This window comes from Aurantiacibacter zhengii (assembly GCF_003584125.1).
GTDB lineage: Bacteria > Pseudomonadota > Alphaproteobacteria > Sphingomonadales > Sphingomonadaceae > Alteraurantiacibacter > Alteraurantiacibacter zhengii.
In genome coordinates this window covers 330,272-354,464 of sequence record NZ_QXFL01000004.1, presented here as the reverse complement: position 1 = coordinate 354,464, position 24,193 = coordinate 330,272, and the positions used below count along the sequence as shown (strand labels likewise).

Annotated in this window: 21 protein-coding genes; 13 read left to right on the top strand and 8 right to left on the bottom strand. The window is 64.8% G+C overall.

The window, feature by feature from the left end:
* Positions 1–37: 37 nt before the first annotated feature.
* The 5 genes from D2V07_RS11140 to D2V07_RS11120 all read left to right on the top strand — a co-directional run bounded on the left by D2V07_RS11140 (position 38) and on the right by D2V07_RS11120 (position 5,248).
* On the top strand, positions 38–289 hold the full coding sequence (locus D2V07_RS11140; RefSeq protein WP_199698781.1) for a FeoA family protein: 252 nt from the start codon (positions 38–40) through the stop codon (positions 287–289).
* The gene (gene feoB, locus D2V07_RS11135; RefSeq protein ID WP_119587048.1) at positions 286–2,133 is read left to right on the top strand and encodes a ferrous iron transporter B; all 1,848 of its coding nucleotides are present in this window, start codon (positions 286–288) and stop codon (positions 2,131–2,133) included. Before D2V07_RS11140 ends, feoB begins: the two co-directional genes overlap by 4 nt.
* An 89-nt stretch (positions 2,134–2,222) precedes the next feature.
* Positions 2,223–2,750 carry a single-stranded DNA-binding protein gene (gene ssb / locus D2V07_RS11130; protein ID WP_119587047.1) on the top strand — a complete coding sequence of 176 codons (528 nt, stop codon included), beginning with the start codon at positions 2,223–2,225 and terminating at the stop codon, positions 2,748–2,750.
* A gap of 181 nt (positions 2,751–2,931) precedes the next feature.
* Complete coding sequence (locus tag D2V07_RS11125; protein ID WP_233548359.1) at positions 2,932–3,750, top strand: S1/P1 nuclease; 819 nt, start codon at positions 2,932–2,934, stop codon at positions 3,748–3,750.
* 43 nt (positions 3,751–3,793) lie between these two features.
* A complete protein-coding gene (locus D2V07_RS11120; protein WP_119587045.1) occupies positions 3,794–5,248 on the top strand; it encodes an AMP nucleosidase in 1,455 nt (484 codons plus the stop codon).
* A 110-nt stretch (positions 5,249–5,358) separates the two neighbouring features.
* Here the strand turns inward: D2V07_RS11120 and D2V07_RS11115 are convergent, their stop codons facing one another.
* From D2V07_RS11115 to D2V07_RS11105, 3 genes are all read right to left on the bottom strand, one after another.
* The gene (locus D2V07_RS11115; protein ID WP_119587044.1) at positions 5,359–7,851 is read right to left on the bottom strand and encodes a TonB-dependent receptor; all 2,493 of its coding nucleotides are present in this window, start codon (positions 7,849–7,851) and stop codon (positions 5,359–5,361) included.
* A 248-nt stretch (positions 7,852–8,099) separates the two neighbouring features.
* Positions 8,100–9,023, bottom strand: coding sequence for an isopenicillin N synthase family dioxygenase (locus tag D2V07_RS11110; RefSeq protein WP_119587043.1), 924 nt, complete (start codon positions 9,021–9,023; stop codon positions 8,100–8,102).
* Positions 9,024–9,034: 11 nt separating this feature from the next.
* A complete protein-coding gene (locus D2V07_RS11105) occupies positions 9,035–10,354 on the bottom strand; it encodes a NupC/NupG family nucleoside CNT transporter (protein WP_119587042.1) in 1,320 nt (439 codons plus the stop codon).
* A gap of 124 nt (positions 10,355–10,478) precedes the next feature.
* Between D2V07_RS11105 and D2V07_RS11100 the strand changes: the two genes are divergently transcribed.
* Positions 10,479–11,153, top strand: coding sequence for a queuosine precursor transporter (locus tag D2V07_RS11100; protein ID WP_119587041.1), 675 nt, complete (start codon positions 10,479–10,481; stop codon positions 11,151–11,153).
* Positions 11,150–11,578: a cytidine deaminase gene (locus tag D2V07_RS11095; protein WP_119587040.1), complete on the top strand. Its 429-nt coding sequence runs from the start codon at positions 11,150–11,152 to the stop codon at positions 11,576–11,578. Before D2V07_RS11100 ends, D2V07_RS11095 begins: the two co-directional genes overlap by 4 nt.
* A gap of 4 nt (positions 11,579–11,582) precedes the next feature.
* On the opposite strand, the gene D2V07_RS11090 is transcribed toward D2V07_RS11095, so the two are convergent.
* Positions 11,583–13,181 carry an alkaline phosphatase D family protein gene (locus D2V07_RS11090; RefSeq protein WP_119587039.1) on the bottom strand — a complete coding sequence of 533 codons (1,599 nt, stop codon included), beginning with the start codon at positions 13,179–13,181 and terminating at the stop codon, positions 11,583–11,585.
* 173 nt (positions 13,182–13,354) lie between these two features.
* On the opposite strand from D2V07_RS11090, the gene D2V07_RS11085 reads away from it, so the two are divergent.
* Positions 13,355–14,752 carry an alkaline phosphatase gene (locus tag D2V07_RS11085; protein ID WP_119587038.1) on the top strand — a complete coding sequence of 466 codons (1,398 nt, stop codon included), beginning with the start codon at positions 13,355–13,357 and terminating at the stop codon, positions 14,750–14,752.
* A gap of 13 nt (positions 14,753–14,765) precedes the next feature.
* On the opposite strand, the gene D2V07_RS11080 is transcribed toward D2V07_RS11085, so the two are convergent.
* Positions 14,766–15,293: a YceD family protein gene (locus D2V07_RS11080; RefSeq protein ID WP_119587037.1), complete on the bottom strand. Its 528-nt coding sequence runs from the start codon at positions 15,291–15,293 to the stop codon at positions 14,766–14,768.
* Positions 15,290–15,808 (bottom strand): ubiquinol-cytochrome C chaperone family protein, encoded by a 519-nt coding sequence (locus D2V07_RS11075; RefSeq protein WP_119587036.1) that lies wholly within the window; start codon positions 15,806–15,808, stop codon positions 15,290–15,292. Before D2V07_RS11075 ends, D2V07_RS11080 begins: the two co-directional genes overlap by 4 nt.
* Before the next feature lie 171 nt (positions 15,809–15,979).
* Here D2V07_RS11075 and D2V07_RS11070 point away from each other — a divergent pair, with 171 nt between their 5' ends.
* The 4 genes from D2V07_RS11070 (at position 15,980) to D2V07_RS11055 (ending at position 18,964) form a co-directional block, all read left to right on the top strand.
* Complete coding sequence (locus tag D2V07_RS11070; protein WP_233548358.1) at positions 15,980–16,459, top strand: outer membrane protein assembly factor BamE; 480 nt, start codon at positions 15,980–15,982, stop codon at positions 16,457–16,459.
* Positions 16,460–16,531: 72 nt separating this feature from the next.
* A complete protein-coding gene (gene hslV, locus D2V07_RS11065; protein WP_119587035.1) occupies positions 16,532–17,092 on the top strand; it encodes an ATP-dependent protease subunit HslV in 561 nt (186 codons plus the stop codon).
* An 8-nt stretch (positions 17,093–17,100) separates the two neighbouring features.
* Positions 17,101–18,399: an ATP-dependent protease ATPase subunit HslU gene (hslU, locus tag D2V07_RS11060; RefSeq protein WP_119587034.1), complete on the top strand. Its 1,299-nt coding sequence runs from the start codon at positions 17,101–17,103 to the stop codon at positions 18,397–18,399.
* Between the two features lie 151 nt (positions 18,400–18,550).
* A complete protein-coding gene (locus tag D2V07_RS11055) occupies positions 18,551–18,964 on the top strand; it encodes a BLUF domain-containing protein (protein WP_199698780.1) in 414 nt (137 codons plus the stop codon).
* Between the two features lie 33 nt (positions 18,965–18,997).
* Here D2V07_RS11055 and D2V07_RS11050 read toward each other — a convergent pair whose 3' ends face one another.
* Together D2V07_RS11050 and D2V07_RS11045 are read right to left on the bottom strand one after the other, a co-directional pair.
* Complete coding sequence (locus D2V07_RS11050) at positions 18,998–19,405, bottom strand: hypothetical protein (protein WP_147366949.1); 408 nt, start codon at positions 19,403–19,405, stop codon at positions 18,998–19,000.
* Between the two features lie 172 nt (positions 19,406–19,577).
* A complete protein-coding gene (locus D2V07_RS11045) occupies positions 19,578–21,083 on the bottom strand; it encodes a SulP family inorganic anion transporter (RefSeq protein WP_119587032.1) in 1,506 nt (501 codons plus the stop codon).
* A 238-nt stretch (positions 21,084–21,321) separates the two neighbouring features.
* On the opposite strand from D2V07_RS11045, the gene D2V07_RS11040 reads away from it, so the two are divergent.
* The gene (locus D2V07_RS11040; RefSeq protein WP_119587031.1) at positions 21,322–24,177 is read left to right on the top strand and encodes a M16 family metallopeptidase; all 2,856 of its coding nucleotides are present in this window, start codon (positions 21,322–21,324) and stop codon (positions 24,175–24,177) included.
* The last annotated feature ends 16 nt before the right edge of the window (positions 24,178–24,193 follow it).

Below are 24,193 nucleotides of genomic sequence, written 5' to 3'. Positions count from 1 at the left end.
GTTGCAATTAGCGCGGCGCTCTGGCACCGGGCGAACTGTGGAAAACGACCTCACCCTCGATCTCCTGGCGCCGCTGGAGCGCGCTGAAATCGTCCATGTCGACTGGAGCGCGCTCGCGCCCGACGAAGGCAAGCGCCTGCGCGCCATGGGCATTGACGCAGGCGCCCGCGTGGCCATCGCCCATCGCGGCATATTCGTCGGCAAGGATCCCATCGCCCTGATGGTGGGCCGCATGAACGTGGCCATCCGCCGGGTGCACGCCCGTGCGATGACGGTGAGGCTGGTATGACGAGACTTCGCACCGCCGCGCTGGTCGGCAACCCCAATGCAGGCAAAAGCGCGCTGTTCAATGCCCTTACCGGTGCGCGCCAGAAGATCGCCAACTATCCCGGCGTTACCGTGGAGCGGAAGGCCGGACGCATGTTCCTGCCTTCGGGCGAGCCGGTTGAACTGATCGACCTGCCCGGTTCCTATTCGCTGGACCCGGCGAGCCCCGACGAGGAAGTGACCCGGCAGGTTGTGCAGGGGGACTTTCCGGGCGAGCCTGTTCCCGACGTGCTGGTGGTGGTCGTCGATGCGGCGAACCTCGAGCAGCACCTCGTCTTCGCGCAGGAACTGATTGCGCTTGGCCGCCCGACCGTGGTGGCGCTCAACATGGTCGACATGGCGGAGCGGGACGGGCTGGTGCTAGACGCCGATGCTCTTTCCGCCGCGCTGGGCGTACCGGTCATTTCCACCGTCGCCGTGCGCAAGCGCGGGATCGAGGCGCTGGTGGAGGCCATGGGCGATGCCGAAAAGCAGGACCTTTCCGCGCGGCATGAGGTGGCCGGGCAGAGCCTGCCCGAACGGCGGCTGGCCGCGCGCAACATGACCAGGGGCGCGATCCTTTCCGAGGACAGCAAGCACCGCCTCCACGCCAAGCTCGACAAAGTGCTGCTGCACCCCTGGCTTGGCCCGCCGATCCTGTTCGCGCTGCTGTTCATCATTTTCCAGGCGGTGTTCGCCTGGGCGACGCCGTTTGCCGATGCGCTGGACGGCGGCATCACCGCGCTGATCGGCCTGGTGGAAGGTGCCATGCCCGCAGGCGTGGTGCGCGACTTCATTACCGAAGGCGTGCTGACCGGCGTCGGCTCGGTCGTCGTCTTCCTGCCGCAGATCGTCATCCTGTTCGCCTTCATCCTGGCGATGGAACAATCGGGTTATATGGCCCGCGCGGCCTTCATCATGGACAGGCTGATGGCCTATGTCGGCCTGTCGGGCCGCAGCTTCATCCCGCTGCTGTCCAGCTTTGCCTGCGCCATTCCCGGCATCATGGCGACGCGCTCCATCGCCGATCCCAAGGACCGGCTGACCACCATCCTGGTGGCTCCGCTGATGACCTGTTCGGCGCGCCTGCCCGTCTATGCCGTAATAATCGCCGCCTTCATTCCTGCCACCACGGTCGGACCGGGCATCGGCTTGCAGGGGCTGGTGCTGTTCGGGCTTTACGTTGCCGGGATCGTCGGGGCCATGGTCGCTGCACTGGTGCTGCGCCGCACGGTGGCAAAGGGCGGGGCGAGCGGTTTCATCATGGAAATGCCGCGCTACCAGATGCCGCCATTGCGCGACATGGCCATCGGCCTGTGGCAGCGGGCATGGGTGTTCCTGCGCCGCGCGGGCACGATCATCTTCATCGCCACGATCGCGCTCTGGGTGCTGCTGAGCTTCCCCAAGGCCGAGCCGGGCGAGAGCCAGATCGACGCCAGCATCGCTGGGCACGTGGCCGATGGCATGCACGTGATCCTGTCACCTATTGGTTTCAACCGCGAGATCAGCCTGGCGATCATCCCTGCCATGGCCGCGCGCGAAGTGGCCGTATCGGCGCTGGCGACGACCTACGCCGTGGAAGGCGCGGACGAAGAGGAAGAAGCGCAAGGCCTGATCCCGCGCCTGCAGGCCGGGTGGAGCCTGCCGACGGCGCTTGCTTTCCTCGCGTGGTTCGTCTTCGCGCCGCAGTGCATTTCCACCATCGCCGTCGCCAAGCGCGAGACGAACGGGTGGAAATGGCCGATCTTCATGCTCGTCTACCTGTTCGGCGCGGCCTATGTGTTTGCCGGTCTCACCTACTGGAGCGCGGTGGCGCTGGGGCTGTGATCTGTCGATGTGGGAAAGCCGCCTAAGGGGTGGAGCCTGCGCGATTCATTCGATAGGCCGGTCACCGAACTGATAAAGGATACGAATCGATGGCGGGTAGTCTCAACAAGGTGATGCTGATCGGAAACCTGGGCCAGGACCCGGAAGTCCGCAGCTTCCAGAACGGCGGCAAGGTGTGCAACCTGCGCATCGCCACCAGCGAGACGTGGAAGGACCGCAATTCCGGCGAGCGGCAGGAGCGGACCGAATGGCACACCGTGGCCATCTTTTCGGAAGGCCTCGTCAACGTTGCCGAGAACTACCTGAAGAAGGGCTCCAAGGTTTACATCGAGGGCCAGCTCCAGACCCGCAAGTGGCAGGACCAGAACGGCCAGGATCGCTATTCCACCGAGGTGGTGCTGCGCGGCTTCAACGGCACGCTGGTGATGCTCGACGGCCGCGGTGAAGGCGGCGGCGGTGGTGGCGGCTTCGGCGGCGGCCAGCGCTCCGGCGGCGGTTCCGGCGGCTTTGGCGGAGGCCAGGGCGGCGGCAATTACGGCGGTAGCAGCGGCGGCGGCGGCCAGTCCTCTGGCGGCGGTTCCAACTACGACGACCTGGACGACGATATCCCGTTCTGATGACCGGGATAGGCGGCATCGGCCCTTAGGGGCCGCTGCGCCTGCCTTTCTTGCAACATCGGCGGGGACGCCTCTCGCCTGTGCGGCGCTGGTCCGCAGGTGGCAAAAACCGGATACCGCCAGAGCCGGATCGACGGTATGCGTTCACCGTCCTGCCACAAGATTTCGTTAGGTTGTCACCATGATCAGAATGCTGCTTGCCGCCCCCGTCATCGCCAGTGTCGCGCTGTCCGCGCCCGCCAATGCCTGGGGGCCGATCGGTCACCGGATCAGCGCCGAGATCGCGCAGGATAACATCGACGGCCGGACCCGCGCCGAGATCGTCGAGATCCTGGGTCACGAAGGCCTGCCCGAGGCCAGCACCTGGCCGGACGAGGAACGCTCCAACCCCGAACCGTTCTGGCAGGAAACCGCATCCCCGTTCCACTATGTCACCGTGCCGCCGGGCACCGATGCGGGCAGCATCCCCCACCCGCCCGAGGGCGACACGCTGACCGCGCTCGACGGCTTTGTCGCGACCCTGCGCAACGACATGGCGACGCGCGAGGAAAAGGCGCTGGCGCTGCGCTTCGTCGTCCACCTCGTATCCGACCTGCACATGCCGCTCCACGCCGGGGACGGCAGCGACCGCGGCGGCAACGATTTCATCGTCGACTGGTTCGACATGCCCACCAACCTGCACTGGGTGTGGGACGAGGGCATGATCCTGCGCCAGCAGCTGTCCTATTCCGAATATGCGGCGCGGCTGGAGGACCGGATGGGTCCGGACGAGGTGCTGGCCTGGTGGGACGCCACGCCCGAAACCTGGGTGGCGGAAAGCGTTGCCCTGCGAGACCGCATCTATCCCGCCACCGGCGAGGAGGCGGGCATGGGCACGCGCGAGGCCCCGGCAGTGCTGCGGTATGACTACAACTGGGAGTGGTCGCCCACGGTGGAAACGCGGCTGGCCCAGTCGGGCATCCGCCTGGCTGCCTATCTCGACTGGGTATTCGCCCGATAATTGACTAAGGCCCGGCAGATCGTACCGCTGCCAAGGAGTTTTCATGGCGACCACGCCGGATCAGATCGACGACATTCTCGACCAGCTCGAAGCCATTTCCGACGCATCGCGCGGCAATCTGGTGGCGGCGCTGCGCACCTATGGCCAGACCCGCCAGCCGCCCGATCCGGAGGAGCGGGCCAAGGGCATCTTCGCCTATCCGCAACTCACGCTGCATTTCCGCAGTGACGAGGGGCTGGATCATCCTGCGCGGTCCTACGCCCGGCTGAACCAGGCGGGCTCCTATTCCAGCTCGATTGCCGAGCCCGGCCTGTTCCGCCCGTACCTGCGCGAACAGTTGCACTACCTCGTCAGCGATTACGACGTGGAGCTGGAAGTCGGCCGGTCGCATGACGAAATCCCTTACCAGTACGTGCTCGACAGCGGTTCGCCGGACCTGAACCAGGCGAGCAGCGCCGAACTGACACGCCACTTCCCGGCTTCCGACCTGGTGAAGATCGGGGACGAGGTGGTCGATGGCACGTGGCTGGCAGGAGACGACGGGAACCGCCCGCTGTCGCTGTTCGATGCGCTGCGCACCGATTTCAGCCTGGCACGGCTGCGGCATTACACCGGCACCCCCGCCGATCACGTGCAGCGGTACGTACTGTTCACGAACTATATCCGCTACGTCGAGGAATTCATCGACATGGCGCTGGCCGAATTGGCCGATCCCGACAGCCGCTACGAACGCTTCTCCGCGCCGGGCGTGGTAATCGAGCGCGGCGACCTTGAAGGCGCGCGCGAGCGGGTGACCGAGGGCACCTGGCGCAAGCACCAGATGCCTGCCTATCACCTGGTGGGTAAGGACAATTCGGGCATCACGCTGGTCAACATCGGCGTCGGCCCGTCCAACGCCAAGACCATCTGCGACCATATCGCCGTGCTGCGCCCGGAAGTGTGGCTGATGATCGGCCACTGCGGCGGCCTGCGGCCCAGCCAGACCATCGGCGATTACGTGCTGGCTCACGCTTACCTGCGCGACGACAACGTTCTGGACCAGGCGATCCCGCCGGAAATTCCCATTCCCCCGATTGCCGAAGTGCAGACCGCCATGTTCGATGCCGCGCTGCGCATCACCGGCGACAGCGAGGAGCTGCTTAAGCGGCGCCTGCGCACGGGCACCGTGGTCACGACCGACGACCGCAACTGGGAACTGCACTTCACCCGCTCCGCCCTGCGCTTCAACCAGAGCCGGGCCGTGGCGATCGACATGGAATCGGCCACCGTGGCGGCGCAGGGCTATCGCTTCCGTGTGCCCTACGGCACGCTGCTGTGCGTTTCGGACAAGCCCTTGCACGGAGAGATCAAGCTGCCGGGGCAGGCGAACGCCTTTTACGAACGCTCGATCAGCCAGCACCTGCGTATCGGGATCGAGACGCTGAACCTGCTGAGCAAGGAAGCTGGCAGCTTCCACAGCCGCAAGCTGCGCAGTTTCGACGAACCCCCGCTGCGCTGATTCTTTCGGGCGCTGGTCTTCGCGCCCTTCGGTTCATCACAGGCAATAAAAAAGGGCGGCGGCATCCGATGGGATGCCGCCGCCCTTTTCTTGGCGATGATCGCTGCGGCTTAGTAGCCGATGATCAGCGACACACTGGCAGCGCGCGGTGCACCGATCTGGGCAAAGCCGAAGCCGTCCAGCGAGCCACCGAAGAAGCCGATGTAGTATTCATCGAAGATGTTGGTGACGTTCACCTGCACAGCAGCGGTGGTGCCGTTGCTGAACTCGGCAACGTTGTAGCGCAGGTCGAAGTCGACCAGCGTGTACGACGGTGCCTTGTCGGTGTTCAGGTCATTGATCCAGCGACCGCCGGTGTGCTTGGCCTGCAGGCCAAGTTCCAGATCGCCGAGAACCACCTGGCCACGACCGCCGAAGCTGTATTCCGGCGTACCCGATTCGGAGTTGCCGCTGGTGGGCAGGAACACCGGATTGTCGTTGGCATCGAAACCGGTCTGCACGTCGTCGGCAATGTCCGATTCGTTGATCGAACCGAAGACGTAAAGCAGGGTATTGTCGGTCGGAGCGTAGGAAACCGAAGCGTCCACACCGTACTTGTCCACGCGGCCAAGGTTACGGAACACCACGGCGCCTTCGCCGTTGCGAGCCGTCGGATCGAAAGCCGATGCCAGACGGTTTTCGTAACGGGTGAACCAGCCGGCGATCTGCGCCTGCACGCTGCCGCTGGTGTAACGGAAACCGCCATCGAAGCTGTCGGTGGTTTCGGGAACCGGCCGGGCACGCTGGTCTTCGGGGATGTACAGCGAGTCGTACAGCGGGTCCGTACCCGGCACCGAGAGACCCATGTTGTAGTTACCGAAGGCCGAGAACGCATCGGTGATTCCGTAGGTGAAACCGATCGACGGCAGCACCTTGTCGTAATCGTATTCGCGCGAGATCGGCGGCACGTAGTCGGGGTTGTCCGCTTCATAAGCGGCCAGGTTCTGACCGGGAGCCGGGCAATCGACGAAGCCGTTGTCCGAGGTGGTGTAGCAATACTGATTCAGTTCACGCTTGAAGTACGGCACGCGCAGGCCAGCCACCACGTTGAGATCGCCGAACCGGCCGGCATATTCCGCCGAAAGCTGGTTCAGGATCGCATAGGACAGGCGATCGCGCTTGTTCACCTCGTTGCCGTAAACGTCGAGCAGCGGGGTATCGATCGCATAGATGTCCAGCGGCTCGCCATTGGCCAGCATGGTGGTGATTTCACCTGTCTGGCGGTGACGGGCGTGGTCCAGCGTATAGGCCGCGCGCACCGTATGGTCGGGCGTGATCTCGTAGATGAGGTTGGCCACGACGCCGAAACGGTCGGTGCGGGTCTGGCTCGGGTCGTTACCGGCAATGCGGTCCAGCGTATCGCCGTCGCCATTGAGGTCGCGTCCGAAGTAGTAGCCGCCGTTGAAGGCGCCGGTCAGGCCGTCGAAGAAGCCTTCACGCAGATCGTCGGGGCCGCCACCGTTGGCCTTCACGTACTGGTAGCTGGCGTCGAGTGCGAAGGTCAGCTGGTCGCTCAGCGTGAACAGCGAGTTGGCACGCAGGTTGCCGGTGCGCGACGGGTTGTAACGACGGTAGAAGGCAGCGCCGCAGCCGTTGCGATCGTCGTAACGGTCGGACTCGCCGGGAGTGCCGCCGCCGCCGATCAGGACGTCGGAGTCCACGGTGCAGGGGAATTCACCCGAACCTTCGTAGACGCTGAAACGCTCTTCCTTGGTGAAATCGCCGTCGTAGAAGGCCAGCAGGGTGTTCAGGCTTTCCGAACCCGCGAAGTTGTTCACGTTCTCGTTCCAGTGGCCGGTCAGCGAGACGAAGTCGCCGTTGCTGCCGATGTCCTGCCAGATACGGGCGTTGAACTGCGTCTTGTCCACTTCGCCGTACGGATTGTAGGGCACGCCGTAGTTCGTGTAGCTGACCGAGGCGAAGGCCTTGAGGCCGTTACCGGTGATGTCACCGCTGTCGACCATGAAGAAGCCGCGGTAGTAATCGGTGTTCTGCGCGCCCGAAGCCAGCACGTCGCCATAGGTGGCGGTGGCGGTGACGGCAGCGAAGTCCGAAGGTTCACGCGTCCGGATGTTGATCGTGCCGCCGGCCGCGGAAGCGGTGGGGCTGTCAACGTCGGTGGTGCCCAGGTTGACGTTGATCGAGGACAGCACCTCGGTGTCGACCTGCTGGTTGGTATAGAGCGCGTAGTTGCCGCTGTCGTTCAGCGGAATGCCGTCGAGCGTCTGCGAAACGCGGTCGGCGCCGAAGCCGCGGATGGTGAAACCACCGCCCGAGGAGCCCCAGGGGTCGTTGTTCTGGAAGCTGACGCCGGGAACCAGGTTCACGATGTCGTTGAGCGACTGGCCGGGGCGCTGGCGACGAATCAGTTCTTCGTCGATCACCTGCTTGGCGCGCGGGGTTTCGGGGATCTGGACGCCGCCGACATCGCGATTGACCGCACCGGTCACGATGATGACGTTGTCTTCGAAGTCGGTCGAGCCGGTCGACTGTGCTGCCGCGGGAGCGGCTACGGCCATGGCGGCCAGGCTGATGCCGCTGGCGGCAAGGAAACGGAGTTTCATGTCACGAAAGTCCCTGAAGGAGGAGAGGATAAGCGAAAGGCCCGTCAGTAAGGCTGCCGGGCCTCTAGACCTGTTAGCGAACAGTTTGGTTGCACTGGCGTGACATTTAGACCGATTCCAGACTCATTTTGGCCTTATTCGTTCCTGCGACAGCATTCTTGTCCGACCCTGTTGCTGCGACGCAACATAGTCGGTGCAGGAACATTACAGTTGTGTGACAAAGCGGCCCTTTTGGGAGCCCGCCGGACTCAGGCGAGGCCAATCTCGCGCAGGCGCTGCATCAGGTAATCGTGCGCCAGGATCGGCGGCTGGGGCGATTCGCCCTCGTCCACGCATTGGGGCAGCGGCTCGATCAGGAAGTCGGGCCGGAAATGCAGAAAGAACGGCATCGAATAGCGCGAACGGTGTGCGGCTTCCCCGTGAGGGTTTACCACCCTGTGCGTGGTGGAGCGCAGGCGGCCATTGGTCAGCCGGTCCAGCATGTCGCCCACGTTCACTGCCAGCGCGCCGGGCGGCGGGGAGACCGGCATCCATTCGCCCTGCCGGTTGAGCAGTTCGAGGCCGGCTTCCTCTGCCCCCAGCAGCAGGGTGATCGTGTTGATGTCGCCATGCGCGGCGGCGCGAATCGCCCCCGCAGGCGCGTCTTCCGGCAGAGGCGGATAGTGCAGCAGGCGCATCACCGAATTGCCGTCTTCCACCGTGCTTTCGAACCAGTCCTTCTCCAGCTCCAAGTGCAGCGCGATGGCGCTGAGAATACGCGCGCCGGTTTCCTCGAAAGCGAGGTAAAGTTCCTCGAAAGTCTCGCGGAAACCCGGCAGCTCGGCAGGCCAGACGTTGGGCTGCATCATCTCTGACAGCGCATGGCCTTCGGGCAGGGTGCGGCCCACGTGCCAGAATTCCTTGAGGTCGTGGACCTGCGCATCCTTGGCGATCTCGGTGCCGAACGGGGTATAGCCGCGCGCACCGCCGCCGCCGGTAATATGATAGCCGCGCTTCGCGTCGTCGGGCAGGGCGAAGAACTGCCGCGCCATGGCATCGGCACGGTCGATCAGGTCCTGCGAGATCGCGTGATCGCGCACCACGGCAAAGCCGTATTCGGCAAAGCTGCGGCCCAGTTCGTCGGCAATATCGGCCACCGGCCGGGCGAGGGAAATAGAGGCTATCGAGTCCATGAATCAGGCTCTTACAGGGGAAGGAACAGCCCGGCCAGTGCCGCGCTCATCAGGTTGGCCAGCGACCCGGCAGCCAGCGCCTTCAGGCCCAGTTTGGCGATCACCGGGCGCTGGTTGGGCGCGAGGCCGCCAGTCACCGCCATCTGGATGGCGATGGAGCTGAAATTGGCAAAGCCGCACAGAGCAAAGGTGACGATGGCAGCGGTGCGGGGACCCAGCGTGCCGTCTTCCAGCGTGCCGAGTTCGATGAAGGCCACGAATTCGTTGAGCACGATCTTGGTGCCGAACAGGCCGCCAGCCGTGATCGCCTCGTCCCACGGGATGCCGAGCAGGAACATGATGGGCGCAAACAGCCAGCCGAGCAGTTGCTGGAACGACAGGTCCGGCATGCCGAACCAGCCGCCAATCGCGCCCAGCAGGCCGTTGGCGAGCGCAATCAGCGCGACGAAAGTAAGCACCATCGCGCCCACGGCCACGGCCAGTTTGAGGCCGGTCTGCGCGCCTTGCGCGGCGGCCTCGATGATATTTGCAGCGCGGCCATGCTCGTCGAAATGGGCGGCGGCCTCTACCTCGTGCGGGGTCTCTCCCTCGGTAATGGCAGCGGGGCCTTCGGCGCTGATGCGCATTTCGGGCAGGGCGATCTCGCCCTCCGCCTCCGGCGCGGGTTCCTGCGTATCGGGCATGATGATCTTGGCCATCAGGATGCCCCCGGGCGCCGACATGAAAGCGGCCGCCAGCAGGATCGGCAGGTAACTTGGCCCCAGCAATCCGGCATAGGCCGCCAGGATGGTGCCCGCGACGCCCGCCATGCCCACGGTCATCAGGGTGAAGAGCCGCGAGGGCGACAGGGCTGCCAGGTAGGGGCGTACGACCAGCGGGCTTTCCGACTGGCCGACGAAGATGTTGGCAGCAGAGCCGAGCGATTCGACCTTGGAAATGCCGGTCAGCCAGCCGATCGCTCCGCCCAGCCAGCGCACCAGCCGCTGCATCACGCCGACGTGATAGAGGATCGACACCAGCGAGGCGAAGAACACGATCACCGGCAGCGCACCCAGCGCGAAGGTATTGGCGAGCGGATTGGTGTCGTTGCTGCCGAACAGGAACTGCGTGCCCGCATCCGCATAGGAAAGCAGCGCGGCAACGCCATCGGCCATGACGCGGATCACCGCCGCGCCCCAGTCGGTGCGCAGGACCAGTGCGGCAAGCCCCGCCTGCAGGGCAAAGGCCGCGCCCACGATGCGCAGCCGGATCTGCCGCTTCGCATTGGAAAGCAGGAACGCGATGAGAAGGATCGCGGCAATTCCCGCAAGCGAAATCAGTTGTGGGGGCACGTCAACTCCTGGTCTGGGGAACGGTTCCCCTCTTGCCTATCCGTACGGCCTGTTCAAACGGAATCTGTGCGTGGGCTATGCGTCGGGCCTTCCAATCGGGCGCTGCCTTTAATAGCGGTGCCGGATGGAACGCAATTCTCCCACCGACTCGCAGCCCCGCTCTTTCTTCGTTCTCTCGCTGCTTTACGGCGGGATGACGGTGATCGCAGGCGTCCTCGCTTACAAGCAGTTCGCCATCGGCCCATTGGTGGTGGAAAGCGGCATCCTGGCTTTCCTGCTGCTGGTGGTTATCTCCAGCGCCGTATCGCAGTTGCACGGCAAGGCTGCGGCCGACCGGTTGGTGCTGTGGGGTTTCCTGCCGTTGGCGTTCTCCATCGCCCTGATCGGCCTGGTGCTGCTGCTGCCCGCTTCTCCCGACATGCCTGCGGAAAATCTCGCCGCGTTCGAGCGGGTGCATGGGCAGACACCGCGCATCATGGCGGCAGGGCCGGTGGCTTACGGCGTCTCCCTGCTGCTGAACGTGTGGATTTTCGACAAGCTGCGCGGGAAGGGCGAAGCGGGAGGCGGCGGCTTCGGCCTGATGGCACGCGGGGCCATTGCCTCTGCCATCAGCCAGGCGGTGGATACGCTGATCTTTATCACGCTGGCCTTTTACGGAGAGTTCCCCATCGGCAGCCTGCTGGTGGGCCAGGCGATTGCGAAGATCGTGCTGTCCTTCGTGCTGGTGCCTTTCCTGATCGTCGGCGCGGTGGCGTTGGCCAGGCGGCTGGACGCTCCGCGCGGCGGGGTGTCGGCATGAGTGAGGCGCTCATCAAGGCAGCGATGAAGGCGCGGGCAGGGGCCCATGCGCCCTATTCCGAATTCTTCGTCGGCTGCGCTGTCGAAAGCGAGGACGGCGAAGTGGCGCTGGGCGCCAACATGGAAAACGGCTGTTACCGGCTGGGCGTGTGTGCCGAACAATCGGCGCTGGCCGCCGCACAGATCGCCTTTGGCTTGGGCAAGGTGTCTCGGATCGTGGTGGTGGGCGGCCCGCACGCTGCAAGCGATGGCGAAGCGGGCGAACCGGTGATGCCCTGTGGCGGCTGCCGCCAGGCAATCCAGGAGGCCGCCGGCCTTTCCGGCCGTGATATCGAGGTAACCTGCTGCGATCACACCGGGCAGGCGCGCGTCATAACCACGATCGGCGCGCTGCTGCCCGCCGCCTTCACCTTCGAAAAAGGCTGAGGCGTCAGGCCTCGGCCAGCGATTCCGGTCGCCCGTGCTCCACGGCCATGCGCATGCGTGTGGCAATTTCGGCCCCGCGCGTCGTGACGGTGTCGAGCGTCTTGAACTCGGTGGTCCAGAGGCTCGGCGTCACCTCGCACATCACGTAGCCGCGCTGGGCATTGTGCCACTTCAACTGCGGGTTCTCCTGCTGGATCGCCAGAGTATCTGCGCGCTGGTCCACGCCGTTCCCGCCCGACGTGACAGATGTTGCCACGAATTCGGTTGCCACCGGACGCGCCGCCGGTTCCTTGCCATCGATGTGCAGTTCACCAGCGTAGTTCTGGTGTTCATCCCCGGTCAGCACCACGACATTGCCCCGGCCCTGGTCGCGGATAGCCTCCAGCACGCGGCGACGCGGTTCGCGGTAGCCTGCCCAACTATCGAGATTTTCCGTGCGCACCTCTCCCGGCGTACGGTCGAGATCCATCATCATGATCTGCTGCGCCAGCACCTGCCAGCGAGCTTCCGAAGCGCGCATGCGGTCGTTCAGCCAATCCTCCTGCGCGCCGCCCAGCACGGCGGCATCGCGCCGGTCGATGGCCTCGCACACCGCGCCCCAACGGTCGTCGCAAGGCTGGTCGGACCGGTACTGCCGCGTGTCGAGCAGGTTGAGATCGAGCAGGTCGCCGTAGCGGGCCTGCCGATATAGCTGCATGCGCGGCCCTGTCGGCATGGACGAGGCGCGCAGCGGCATGTTCTCGTAATAGGCCTGCATCGCCACCTGCTGGCGCAGCGCGAACACGGCGGGCGGGGTGCCGTCCTGGTCGATATTGCCCACCCAGTTGTTGTCGATCTCGTGATCGTCCCAGGTGACGTACCACGGCGCTGCGGCGTGGGCGGCCTGCAGGTCGGTATCCATCTTGGTCTGCGCATAGCGGCGGCGATAGTCGCCCAGCGAATACAGTTCGTCACCCGCGTACTGGCGCACGTTGTCCAGCGGCCCCATTGCGCCGCCGTTCCACACGCGGTTTCCGCGCCCTTCGTATAGGTAGTCGCCGTAGCAGAACACGAAGTCGGGTTCCTCGGCAGCAAGGTGCCGGTGCGCGGTGTAGAAGCCCTGTTCGTAGTGCTGGCACCCGGCCACGCCGAAGCGAACCCGCTCCAGCGGAGAGCCCAACGGGGGCAGGGTGTTGGCACGGCCCCGCAGGCTGCGCTCGCGCCCGGCGGTGAAGCGATACCAGTACGGGCGGCCCGGTTGCAGCCCCGCAATCTCGACATGAACGGCGTGGCCCAGTTCCGGGCGCGCCAGCGCTGTGCCTGTCTGCACCACATCGCGGAAACGGTCGTCCGCGGCCACTTCCCAACCCACTTCGACCGCGGCGGCGGGCATGCCATAGTCGATCTCCAGCGGGTCGGGCGCAAGCCGCGTCCAGATCACGAAGCCATCGGGTGCGGGATCGCCCGACGCCACACCGAGCTGGAACGGATAGGTGCGGAACACTGCCTGCGCGAGGGCGGGCGCTGTCGCCTGCCACCCGAAGGCGGTGATCGCCGCGCCGCCAAATCCGCGCAGCAAGTTCCTGCGATTGATCGAAAGAATCCTGTCTTGCCGGCTCGTCATGCGTTATGTCCCGAAACTGTGAACCACGTTGCCTGTGACAGCCGCAGATTGCGATTTGATGTCTGGCGCAAGGCCAGGAATCGTTGCACCCGTCATCGCCTTGCAATGAATATACCGTGGATCGTTTGCAATACGCGGCAAGCACGCTCGCCCAATTCAAGGACAGTTGCCCCATGACCCTTCGCCCCGCAATGTTCGCCCTGCTCGCAAGCGCATCGCTGGCCGCCTGCGCCACGGTGCCGTCCGCCTCTCCGATGGCCGATGGGGACCAGGCACAGCCCAGGGCTCGTAACGTCATACTGTTCATCGGCGATGGCATGGGCATTTCCACCATTACTGCCGCGCGCATCTACGACGGGCAGTCGCGGGGGGAGCCGGGCGAGGAGAACCTGCTGTCCTTCGAGGAGTTCCCCAACGTGGCGCTGGTGAAGACCTACAACACCAACCAGCAGGTGCCCGACAGCGCCGGCACGGCGACCGCGATCAATACCGGCACCAAGACGCGCGCGGGCGTGATCAATATCGGGCCCGATGCACCGCGCGGTGATTGCGCGGGCAGTCAGGCGAACCAGCTTCGCCCGGTTGCCTTCGACATGGCCCAAGAGGGGCGCGGTATCGGCATCGTTTCCACCGCGCGGCTGACGCACGCAACCCCTGCCGCGGTCTATGCCCATTCGCCCGAACGCGACTGGGAAAACGATGCCGAGGTTCCCGCACAACAGCGTGCCGCAGGATGCACGGATATCGCCTCGCAACTGGTGGGGTTCGACTTCGACGTTGCGCTTGGCGGAGGCCTGGCCAACTTCCGCGGCACCGCGCTTGGCGGTCGCCGGATCGAAGAATCGGCAGACCTGCCTGCCGCTTGGGCATCGCGCACCGGCGGCCATTTCGTCACCACCGCGGCCGCCATGCAATCCGCTCCGGACGACGGGCTGCCGCTGCTGGGATTGTTCTCGCCCAGCCACCTGACCTACATGGCCGAGCGCGGGCAGGATTCTGCAGAGCCGACGCTGAGCCAGATGACGCGCACGGCCATTACTCGCCTCGCCGACGATCCCGAGGGTTATTTCCTGATGGTAGAAGGCGGCAGGATCGATCACGGCCATCACGATGGCCGGGCCGGATATGCGCTTTCCGAAACGCAGGAACTGTCACGCGCCGTGGCCGCCGCGCTGGAGATGGTGGACCTTGAGGACACACTGATCCTGGTGACCGCCGATCACAGCCACGTTTTCACCATGGCCGGCTATCCCACGCGCGGAAATCCGATCCTTGGCCTTGTCGAGGGGAACGACGACAGCGGCGAGCCGACCGGAGAACCGACGCTGGCCACCGACGGCCTGCCCTACACCACACTGGGGTATCACAATGGGCCGGGCGCGGTCAGCGGCGAACGCGGCATGCCGTCCACCGCCATCGACGCGCGCCAGCAGGCGGCAATCCCGCTATCGGGCGAGACTCACGGCGGCGAGGACGTTGCCCTCTATGCTGTCGGCGCGGGTGCCGAGCGGGTGCGCGGCGTAATCGAGCAGAGCCGCGTCCACGACATTATCCTGGAGGCCGCGCGCTGATACGCGAGGCGGATCAATCCCGCTTCAGCCCTCGCAACATGTCCGCCAAGGGGCCGTCGGCTTCGCCTTCCTCCACCAGGCCATGGCGGCGGCGCGCATCGTCGGCCTGTGGTCCGGTGGCGTAGGGGTCTATCGCCAGCGCAAGGCTTTGCGCCACGGCTTCGCCAAGGTCGAAACTGGTGCCCTCGTACCCGATCTCGTCCAGTTCAGCCTCTTCGAGTTCGATCTCCTCGTCCTCCTCGCTGGCTTCCAGCGCGGCGAGCGGCACGAATCGCAACGTCACCTCGTCGTCGATGCGCATGGGCAGATCGTCGCCCGATACCGCGCAGCTTTGCACATATTCGGCGTGCAGCGTGCCGGTGGCGGCAATCTCCTCGCCTTCCGCTTCAACCGACAATTCGGCTGCGAGCCTGCCGATCGAGACAAGCCCGAACCGACTGGCCAGCGCGGCGCGCTCGCTTTCGTCGGCTTCCAGCTTCACCGGCCTCGCGGTGATGCCGCGAATATCGAACGGGCGGGAAAATTCTGGGGTGTCGCTCATGGTCGCAGGTCTCCCGCCAGCAGCGCGGCATCGTCCTGCGCGGCAAGGTCACCCGTCAGCGCGCGGGTGCGCACGGCGAGGGCGAACGGCTTCTTCGTTTCGTCTGTCAGGGTTACATTACGCTGCAGGATCACTGCCAGCGCGGCATCGCTTTCGATCATCGCCTCCCGCAGGGCGCCGATTCGCCCGCCGAGCGCGCTCACCAGCTTGCCCATCTTCTTGCCCACCATCAGGTCACCCACGCCGGTATCGCGCAGCTGGCGGTCCATGTCGGCCACGAAAAGCTCTGTCAGTAGCCCGGTTCGGGGTGCCAGTTCCTCGCTGTTTTCCATCCGCATCAGGGTGAGCGCCAGGACAAGCGCGATCATGTCGAACCGCCCTTCCGTCGTATCCGCGACGCCGCAATCGGCATACCACTCCGGCTCCCGGCTGGTGGCGACCACGCCGTGCCACAAGGGGCGCAGTTCCTCGCGCGGATCGCGGCCAAGGCCAAGGAAACGGGTGAGGAAGGACATGGGGCTGGCAGCCTTTTCATTAAGCGATTGTTCAAAGCCCAAGGGACATGCACGCACTGCACGTTGCACAGGCGCGCGCGCTGCCCTAAGGCTTCGCCGCATATAGGAGCCGGGCCGGGCTAGCGCAAAGCAGCACTTTGGCCCGTCATGGAAGACAAGAAGGATTTATCGATGGGTTTCATCATGCCCAAGGTTCTGGTTCAGGGCACTGCTGTTGCCGCACTGGGCCTGGCGCTCGCCGGCTGCTCGTCGATTACCAACCACCGCGGTTACATCAATGACGAGGTGCTGATCGCCTCGGTGCAGCCGGGCCTGGACAACCAGCAGTCGGTTCGCGGCACGCTGGGCAAGCCAACGCTGGTCAGCCAGTTCGGCGATCCGGTGTGGTACTATGTCTCCAGCCGGACCGAGCAGGCGCCGTTCCGCCAGCCCACCATCCAGCAGCATACCGTATTGGCCGTGCAGTTCGACGAGGCGGGCAATGTCGTGTCGACCGATCGCAGCGGCATGGAGCAGGTGGTGCGGATCAGCCCCGATGGCGACGAAACGCCCACGCTGGGGCGCGAGCGCGGCTTCCTGCAGGACCTGTTCGGCAATATCGGCACGGTCGGCACCGGCGCACCGGCTGGCCGCGGGCCGGGTGGCCCCTAGGTCTGTCCTGAGAATCAATAGAGTGCACGGCTTCGCTTGAAGCCGCCAATCCGCCTGCCCATATGCACGGGCATGAGCGAAGACAGGGCGAGCCACGGCCTGACACAGTGGCACGGCACCACCATCATCGGCGTGAAGCGCGGCGACCAGACCGTCGTCGCGGGCGACGGGCAGGTGTCGATGGGCAACACCGTGATGAAACCCAATGCGCGCAAGGTGCGCCGCATCGGTGAAGGCGGCCACGTGGTGGCAGGCTTTGCCGGGGCGACCGCCGATGCCTTCACCCTGTTCGAGCGGCTGGAGCGCAAGCTGGAACAGTATTCGGGCCAGTTGATGCGCGCCGCGGTGGAACTCGCCAAGGACTGGCGCACCGACAAGTACCTGCGCAATCTCGAGGCGCTGATGATCGTGGCCGACAAGGACACGCTGCTGGTGCTGACCGGTAACGGCGACGTGCTGGAGCCGGAAGGCGGCATCGCGGCTATCGGTTCTGGCGGCAACTACGCGCTCGCCGCCGCCCGCGCGATCGCGGATTACGAGGACAACGCCGAGACCATCGCCACCAAGGCGATGCAGGTCGCGGCCGACATATGTGTCTTCACCAACGGTAACGTGACCCTGGAACGGGTCTGAGAGATTTCATGGAAAACCTGACACCCAAGGCGATTGTCGCCGCCCTTGACGAGCACATCATCGGCCAGAAGGAAGCCAAACGCGCCGTGGCCGTTGCCCTGCGCAACCGCTGGCGCCGCCAGCGCCTTCATCCGGACCTGCGCGACGAAGTGACGCCGAAGAATATCCTGATGATCGGCCCCACCGGCTGCGGCAAGACCGAGATCAGCCGCCGCCTGGCGAAACTGGCCGAAGCGCCGTTCGTGAAGGTGGAAGCGACCAAGTTCACCGAAGTCGGCTATGTCGGGCGCGACGTTGAACAGATTGCCCGCGACCTGGTGGAAGAAGCCATCCGGCTCGAAAAGGACCGCCGCCGCGACGCCGTGCGCGAGGCAGCGAGCGAAGCCGCGATGGAGCGCCTGCTCGATGCACTGGTGGGCAACAGCGCCAGCGAAGCTACGCGCCAGAGCTTCCGCCAGCGCATCACCGAAAATTCCATGAACGATACCGAGGTGGAGATCGAAGTCGCCGAAGCCGGCGGGATGCAGATGGACATTCCCGGCATGGGCGGCGGCGCAACCATGATCAACCTCAGCGAGATGATGGGCAAGGCCTTCGGGGGGCCGCCCAAGAAGAAGCGCAAGCTGAAAGTGCCCGACGCTTGGGACAAGCTGGTCGACGAAGAAGCCGAGAAGCGCATGGACCAGGACGACGTGGCCCGCGTTGCGCTGCAGAATGCCGAGACCAACGGCATCGTCTTCCTGGATGAAGTCGACAAGATCGCCGTTTCCGACGTGCGTGGCGGCTCCGTTTCCCGCGAGGGTGTGCAGCGTGACCTGCTGCCGCTGATCGAGGGGACGACAGTGGCCACCAAGTACGGCCCGATGAAAACGGACCACGTGCTGTTCATCGCCTCTGGCGCGTTCCACGTGGCCAAGCCTTCGGACATGCTGCCCGAATTGCAGGGCCGCCTGCCGATCCGCGTGGAGCTGCGCAGCCTGACCGAGGAAGATTTCGTACGTATTCTTTCCGAGACGCGCGCCAACCTCGTCAGCCAGTACAAGGCGCTGCTCGGCACCGAGAAGCTGGACGTGCAGATGGATGAAGAGGCGATTGCCGAGGTCGCGAAGATCGCCGCGCAGGTGAACGAAGGGGTCGAGAACATCGGCGCCCGGCGTCTGCAGACGGTGATGGAAAAGCTGTTCGAGGAACTCAGTTTCGAAGCCGAGGAAATGTCCGGCCAGAGCGTGACTGTCGACGCGAACTACGTGCGCGAGAAGCTGAGCGACCTGGCGGCAGACACCGATTTGTCCAAATACGTTCTGTAGATCTTCGGACGATCCGGGCGACGGGTCTGTGCGATCCTCGTCCTTGGCGAGCAGTCCTGTTCTCCTCTGAAGAGCGCTAGCGGCCGCACTATCGCGCCCCTTGGCAATCCGGTAGGCTCCAGCCTCTGAACCTTCCAAGGAGAATGGCGACGTGAAGCAGTTGATCTATCGCTCTCAGCCGTTCGGATTTGACGAGGCCATGCTGGCAGGCATCCTGTCGCAGGCGCGGCGCAACAATGCGCGTGACGACATTACCGGCGCGCTGCTGGTTCGGCACGACCTCTACCTGCAACTGATAGAAGGGCCGGATGCGGCCATCGATGCATTGTTCGGCCTGATCGCGGCAGACGACCGCCACTGCGACGTGGCACTGCTGCTCGCGCGGGGCGCCGAGGACCGCATGTTTCCGGGCTGGGCCATGCTCGATGACGAAATGCCTTCGATGGCATGGTCGGTCGAGCAGGTTGCCGATGGCGCCATCGAGGCAGCGCCGCCCGAGGCTTTGCTAGGGGTATTCGCGCGCATTGCGGCGGAGGGCCGCGTGCCGCCCGCGGACGCAGGGTAAGGTCCAGTCGAGAAACGCCCTGCGTTCGTAACCCTATCGATAGGGTACGAAGTCACCCAGGAAAACTGCGCCCGTCGTGAAGCCGAAATTGCGATCGACCGTGCGCACGATGTCCTGCTTGCACAGTTGTCCGCCGCTTCGTTCGATCACGAGTATGTCCTGCTCATCCAGCGACCGCGGATTTTCGGGTCGCGCGACGTAGATCGTGTTTCCGGCGTCATAGACGACCGCAGTCTCGTCGATCACGGTCAGGCGGTTATCTAGAAGGGCAGGAATGCAGCTCTGCGGTTCTCCCGCGGTCTTTCCCTGAACCATCTCGGCAAGGCGCGCCTCGCCATCCAGTGCCGCCGAACCGCCGGTAGTGGCGCAGGCGGTGGTCAAGCCCAGCGTCAGCACTGCGGCCGCAATCGGTAAAGCGCGCTTCGTATCGGGGGTTTTCATAAGCAATCCTTCCTCTCGCTTGCCTTGCGCCTCTGATGCGTGCGGAAAGAGCAACTGGTCGTGAAAGAACATCGCCCTTTTCCGCGAAGGCGGGCGCGGGCAGGGCGCAATCGTGCCCGCACGTAAGGTTCAACGTCGTGAAATCGGCAGTGTTCCGAAAGCGCCCGGCACCCTAGGGATGCGGTGCCAGTCCGATTTCGACGCCGGTCTTGTCGGTCAGCGCGAACTTGTCGACAAGGTCCGCGCTGGCATCGTTCAGCCCCACAACCTGTACGCTGCGCCCGTTGCGGCGCATGCGGTCCACCACCTTGTCGAGCGCGCCGACACCGGAAATGTCCCAGAAATGCGCCTTCGTCACGTCGATCACCACGTTGTCGGCGGGGTCGTCCATACGGCTTTCCGGGCCGATGGCGTAGAAGAACCGGTCCACGCTGGCGAAGAAGATCTGGCCGGTGATGTGATATGTGGCGGTATCGCCATGCCGCACTCGCTGGACGGCAAACATGCGCTGCACCTTGCCGGTGAAGAAGATGCCCGACAGCAGCACGCCGGCCAGCACGCCCAGCGCCAGGTTGTGCGTCCACACGACGATCACGACGGTCGCCAGCATGACGACGGAGGACGGCCACGGGTGGTGGCGGATGTTGGGGATGGAGTTCCAGCTGAACGTGCCGATGCTGACCATGATCATCACCGCCACGAGGGCAGCCATCGGAATCTGGCCCACGATCGGGCCGAGGGCTGCCAGCAGCACCATCAGCGTAACGCCCGCGGTGAAGCTGGACAATCGCCCGCGCCCGCCACTGGTGACGTTGATCACCGACTGGCCGATCATCGCGCAGCCGCCCATGCCGCCAAAGAATGCGGCGACGATGTTGGCGGAACCCTGTCCCGCGCACTCGCGCTGCTTGTTCGATTCGGTGTGCGTCATGTCGTCCACGATCTGCGCGGTCAGCAGCGATTCCAGCAGGCCCACCGCCGCCATGGTAAGCGAGTAGGGGGCAATGATCTGGAAGGTTTCCACGGTGAGCGGCACGTCGGGGACGATGAAATAGGGCAGGCCCTGCGGGAGGGCGCCCATGTCGGACACGGTATTCACGTCCCAGTTCAGGCCGATGGACAGCGCGCCCAGCACGATGATCGCTACCAGCGGAGAGGGAACCGCGGTGGTCAGCTTGGGCAGCAGGTAGATAATCGCGAGGCCGCCTGCGACCATGGCATAGGTCAGCCAAGAAACACCTTCGTTGGCGAGGTTCAGCTGCGGCACCTGGGCCATGAAGATCAGGATCGCCAGAGCATTGACGAACCCCGTGATCACGCTGCGCGAGACGAACTGCATCAGCAGGTCCAGCCGCAGCAGGGCGGCGATCGCCTGGAAAATGCCCATCAGGATCGTGGCCGCGAACAGGTATTCGACCCCGTGATCGCGCACCAATGGCACCACCACCACGGCCACGGCAGCTGTCGCGGCGGAAATCATCCCGGGCCGCCCGCCGGTAAATGCAATGACCATCGCGATGGTGATCGAGGCATAAAGCCCAACGCGCGGATCGACGCCGGCGATGATGGAAAAGCCGATAGCTTCGGGAATGAGAGCCAGCGCCACGACGATGCCTGCAAGGATGTCGGCACGCGGTTGCGCGAGCCAGTCGCGCTTCAACGCGGCTGTGTCGATCATGGGAATGTCCGTTGTTTCGAGGCTGCGACAAGTACGCGCAGCGGTTCACATCAAGGTTCCACTTAGATGGTGCACTGCACAATGCAAGAGTGGAGTAAAGATCGACCCTGAGGCGGCTTTGCTATTGGCAGACAGGATTCTGCTCTTCGTCCAGTCGGAAGATCAATGCCTTGCGTGCGCATGGCAGGGGTGCTTTAGTTTCCGGGCCAACCAATTTGCCCAGGGGACACCTTCCGCGATGAAAAAAGCTCTTCTCGCCGCTACCGCTGCGATCCTTCCGATTGCGCTTGCGACACCTGCATGGGCACAGCACCACGAGGCTGCCGAGGCCCAGGCCGCGCCGGCCCTGACCGCGCCGGAAATCGAATTCACCGAATGGACGCTGGACAATGGCCTTCGCGTCATCGCTATCCAGGACGACACGACGGCGACCGTCACCACGTCGCTCTGGTATGAAATCGGTTCGAAGCTGGACCCCGAGGGACGCAGCGGGTTCGCCCACCTGTTCGAACACATCCTGTCGCGCAAGACGCGCAACATGTACTACAACCAGATCAACGACCTGACGGCAGACGTTGGCGGCACGCGCAACGCCTCGAACGGCACCGACCGCACCAATTACTTCGAAACCGTCCCTGCCGAATATCTGGAAACCATGCTGTGGACCCACCGGGAGCGCATGGCCTTTCCGGTAGTGGATGACGACGTTTTCGAAACCGAGCGTAGCGTGGTGAAGGAGGAATACCGCACCCGTGTGCTGGCGCCGCCTTACGGCCTGTTCAGCCGGGTCGTGCTGCCCGAAGTGGCCTTTGACGACCTGCCGCATCGCCGCCCCGGCATCGGTTCGATGGACGATCTGGACGCCGCCACGCTGGAGGATGCCCGCGCCTTCCACCAGGCGTACTATGGCCCCGACACGGCCACGCTGATCGTCGCCGGTAACTTCGAAATGGACGAACTGCGCTCGCTGGTGGACGAATATTTTGCCGATATCCCGCGCCGCGCCAATCCGGTGGATGTCACCATCACGACCCGCGAGGACCGCCGTACTTCGCCGCGCATGGTCACCGCCGCAGCACCCAGCGTGCCGCAGCCGCTGGTGGGCACGCTTTGGCAGTTGCCCGAAGCCACGCACGAGGACAGCGCGGCGATCGAGGTGCTCGACATGATCATGAGCAGCGGCCAGAACAGCCGCCTCTACCGCGCGCTTGTGGAACCGGGGCTGGCGACCGCTGCCACCCAGTATGCCTATCAGACCGAGGAGGCCGGACAGTTCGTGCAGTATGCGCGCATCTCCACCGATGCGGACATGGATGCGATTGCACAGGTCCTTGCGCAAGAGACCGCGCGCATGCGGAACGAACCGGTGACGCAGGCCGAACTGGCCGAGGCCAAGAACGAGCTTGTGGCCAGCACGCTGCGCAGCCGCGAAACCGCGCGCGGGCGGGCATTCGAACTGGGCGAGGCGCTGGTATCCACCGGCGATCCGCGGGCCGCGGACCGCCGCCTGGCGGCAATCGCCGACGTGACGGCAGAGGATGTGCAGCGCGTGGCGCAATACTGGCTCGATCCGCAGTCCCGCGTCGATTTCCGCCTGACGCGCGGTGAGTTCGACCCCTCGACCTTTGCCAATCCCGAGCCGATGCCGACCTTCCGTACCTTGCCGCCGCCCGTGGGTGAGCCGCTTTCGGTCCTTCCCGAAGGCGAGCGTGAGGCTCCACCTGCACCGGGCGAGGCACCGGTTGTCGCCGTGCCCGAATTCGCCACGCAGACGCTGTCCAACGGCATAGAAGTGCTCGCAGTGCAGACCGGCGACGTGCCGATCGCTACCATGCGCGTGCTGCTGCCGGGCGGCAGCATCAGCGATGATCGCGCCAAGGCCGGCGTTGCCGAATGGGCAGCGGACCTTGCCGAACACGGCACGCCGTCGCTCAGCGCGCAGGAAATTGCTGCGCGCATGGAAAGCCTGGGCGCGGCGATGGGTGGCGGAGCTGGCACCGACAACACTGGCTTCTCGCTCACCGCGCCGGTCGCCAACCTGGAGGCGGCGGGCACGGTCTTTGCCGATGTCATCCGCAACGCGAACTATCCGCAGGCCGAGGTAACGCGCGAGCTGACCCGTGCTGCCGATAACCTGCGCGTCAACATGAACGAGCCGTCCGCCCTCGCCAGCATGGTGCTGCGCCCGGTGGTCTACGGCGATGCGCCTTATGGCAATCTTGGCGGCGGCACGCTGGAGTCGCTTGGCTCCATCACCCGCGAAGACCTGCTCGCCCACCGCGAAACCTACTGGCACCCCTCGCGCGCGCAGATCGTGGTGAGCGGCGGCATTGCGCCCGAAGAGGCCTTTGCCCTGGCCGACCGCCTGTTCGGCGACTGGACCAGCGAGGCACCCGCGCCGGCGCTGATCGACAGCCGTGCAGGTGATCCGCAACCGGCACGCACGGTGGTGATCGACATGCCCGACGCTGGGCAGGCCGCAGTCTACGTCGTGGGCCGCGGGCCGGTGCGCGGCAGTGCGGATTACTTCCCGCTGGAGCTTGCCAATGCCGTGCTGGGCGGCGGGTCGAGCGGGCGGCTGTTCCAGGAAATCCGCAACAATCGCGGCCTCTCCTACGGCTCCTATTCGGGCTCTGCTTCCCTGCTGGAAGACCCATATATCCAGGCCGCCACGCAAACCGCCAATGAAACGGTGGACGAGGTGGTGCAAGTGATGCTCGACGAATTCGACCGGATCGGCAGCGAACCGCTGGACGACGACCTGCTGGAGAAGCGCCGTCTTTATCTGACCGGTGGCTATTCGCGCGGGCTCGAAAGTTCATCGGGTTATGCCAGCATCCTGTCGAACCTGCTGACGCTGGGAATCGATCCGGCCGAAATCGCGCGCTACGGTGAGAACCTCGACGCGGTAACTGCCGAGCAGGCCTCTGCCGCGGCAGACCGTTATTTCGATCCGGACAACGCGACGGTGATCGTCGTCGGCAACGCATCGGCGTTCATCGACGATCTGCGGGCGATCCGTGCCGATGTGGAAGTGATTCCGCTGGATGAGCTCGACCTCACCAATCCGCAGGTTCCGGCCATGGGCGGCTGATCCGGCTCGGCGGGGC

Coding starts and splice junctions, on each gene's coding strand:
- feoB (WP_119587048.1), top strand. CDS start 286: ATGACGAGACTTCGCACCGCCGCGCTGGTCGGCAACCCCAATGCAGGC.
- ssb (WP_119587047.1), top strand. CDS start 2,223: ATGGCGGGTAGTCTCAACAAGGTGATGCTGATCGGAAACCTGGGCCAG.
- D2V07_RS11125 (WP_233548359.1), top strand. CDS start 2,932: ATGATCAGAATGCTGCTTGCCGCCCCCGTCATCGCCAGTGTCGCGCTG.
- D2V07_RS11120 (WP_119587045.1), top strand. CDS start 3,794: ATGGCGACCACGCCGGATCAGATCGACGACATTCTCGACCAGCTCGAA.
- D2V07_RS11115 (WP_119587044.1), bottom strand. CDS start 7,851: ATGAAACTCCGTTTCCTTGCCGCCAGCGGCATCAGCCTGGCCGCCATG.
- D2V07_RS11110 (WP_119587043.1), bottom strand. CDS start 9,023: ATGGACTCGATAGCCTCTATTTCCCTCGCCCGGCCGGTGGCCGATATT.
- D2V07_RS11100 (WP_119587041.1), top strand. CDS start 10,479: ATGGAACGCAATTCTCCCACCGACTCGCAGCCCCGCTCTTTCTTCGTT.
- D2V07_RS11095 (WP_119587040.1), top strand. CDS start 11,150: ATGAGTGAGGCGCTCATCAAGGCAGCGATGAAGGCGCGGGCAGGGGCC.
- D2V07_RS11090 (WP_119587039.1), bottom strand. CDS start 13,181: ATGACGAGCCGGCAAGACAGGATTCTTTCGATCAATCGCAGGAACTTG.
- D2V07_RS11085 (WP_119587038.1), top strand. CDS start 13,355: ATGACCCTTCGCCCCGCAATGTTCGCCCTGCTCGCAAGCGCATCGCTG.
- D2V07_RS11080 (WP_119587037.1), bottom strand. CDS start 15,293: ATGAGCGACACCCCAGAATTTTCCCGCCCGTTCGATATTCGCGGCATC.
- D2V07_RS11075 (WP_119587036.1), bottom strand. CDS start 15,808: ATGTCCTTCCTCACCCGTTTCCTTGGCCTTGGCCGCGATCCGCGCGAG.
- D2V07_RS11070 (WP_233548358.1), top strand. CDS start 15,980: ATGGGTTTCATCATGCCCAAGGTTCTGGTTCAGGGCACTGCTGTTGCC.
- hslV (WP_119587035.1), top strand. CDS start 16,532: ATGAGCGAAGACAGGGCGAGCCACGGCCTGACACAGTGGCACGGCACC.
- hslU (WP_119587034.1), top strand. CDS start 17,101: ATGGAAAACCTGACACCCAAGGCGATTGTCGCCGCCCTTGACGAGCAC.
- D2V07_RS11050 (WP_147366949.1), bottom strand. CDS start 19,405: ATGAAAACCCCCGATACGAAGCGCGCTTTACCGATTGCGGCCGCAGTG.
- D2V07_RS11045 (WP_119587032.1), bottom strand. CDS start 21,083: ATGATCGACACAGCCGCGTTGAAGCGCGACTGGCTCGCGCAACCGCGT.
- D2V07_RS11040 (WP_119587031.1), top strand. CDS start 21,322: ATGAAAAAAGCTCTTCTCGCCGCTACCGCTGCGATCCTTCCGATTGCG.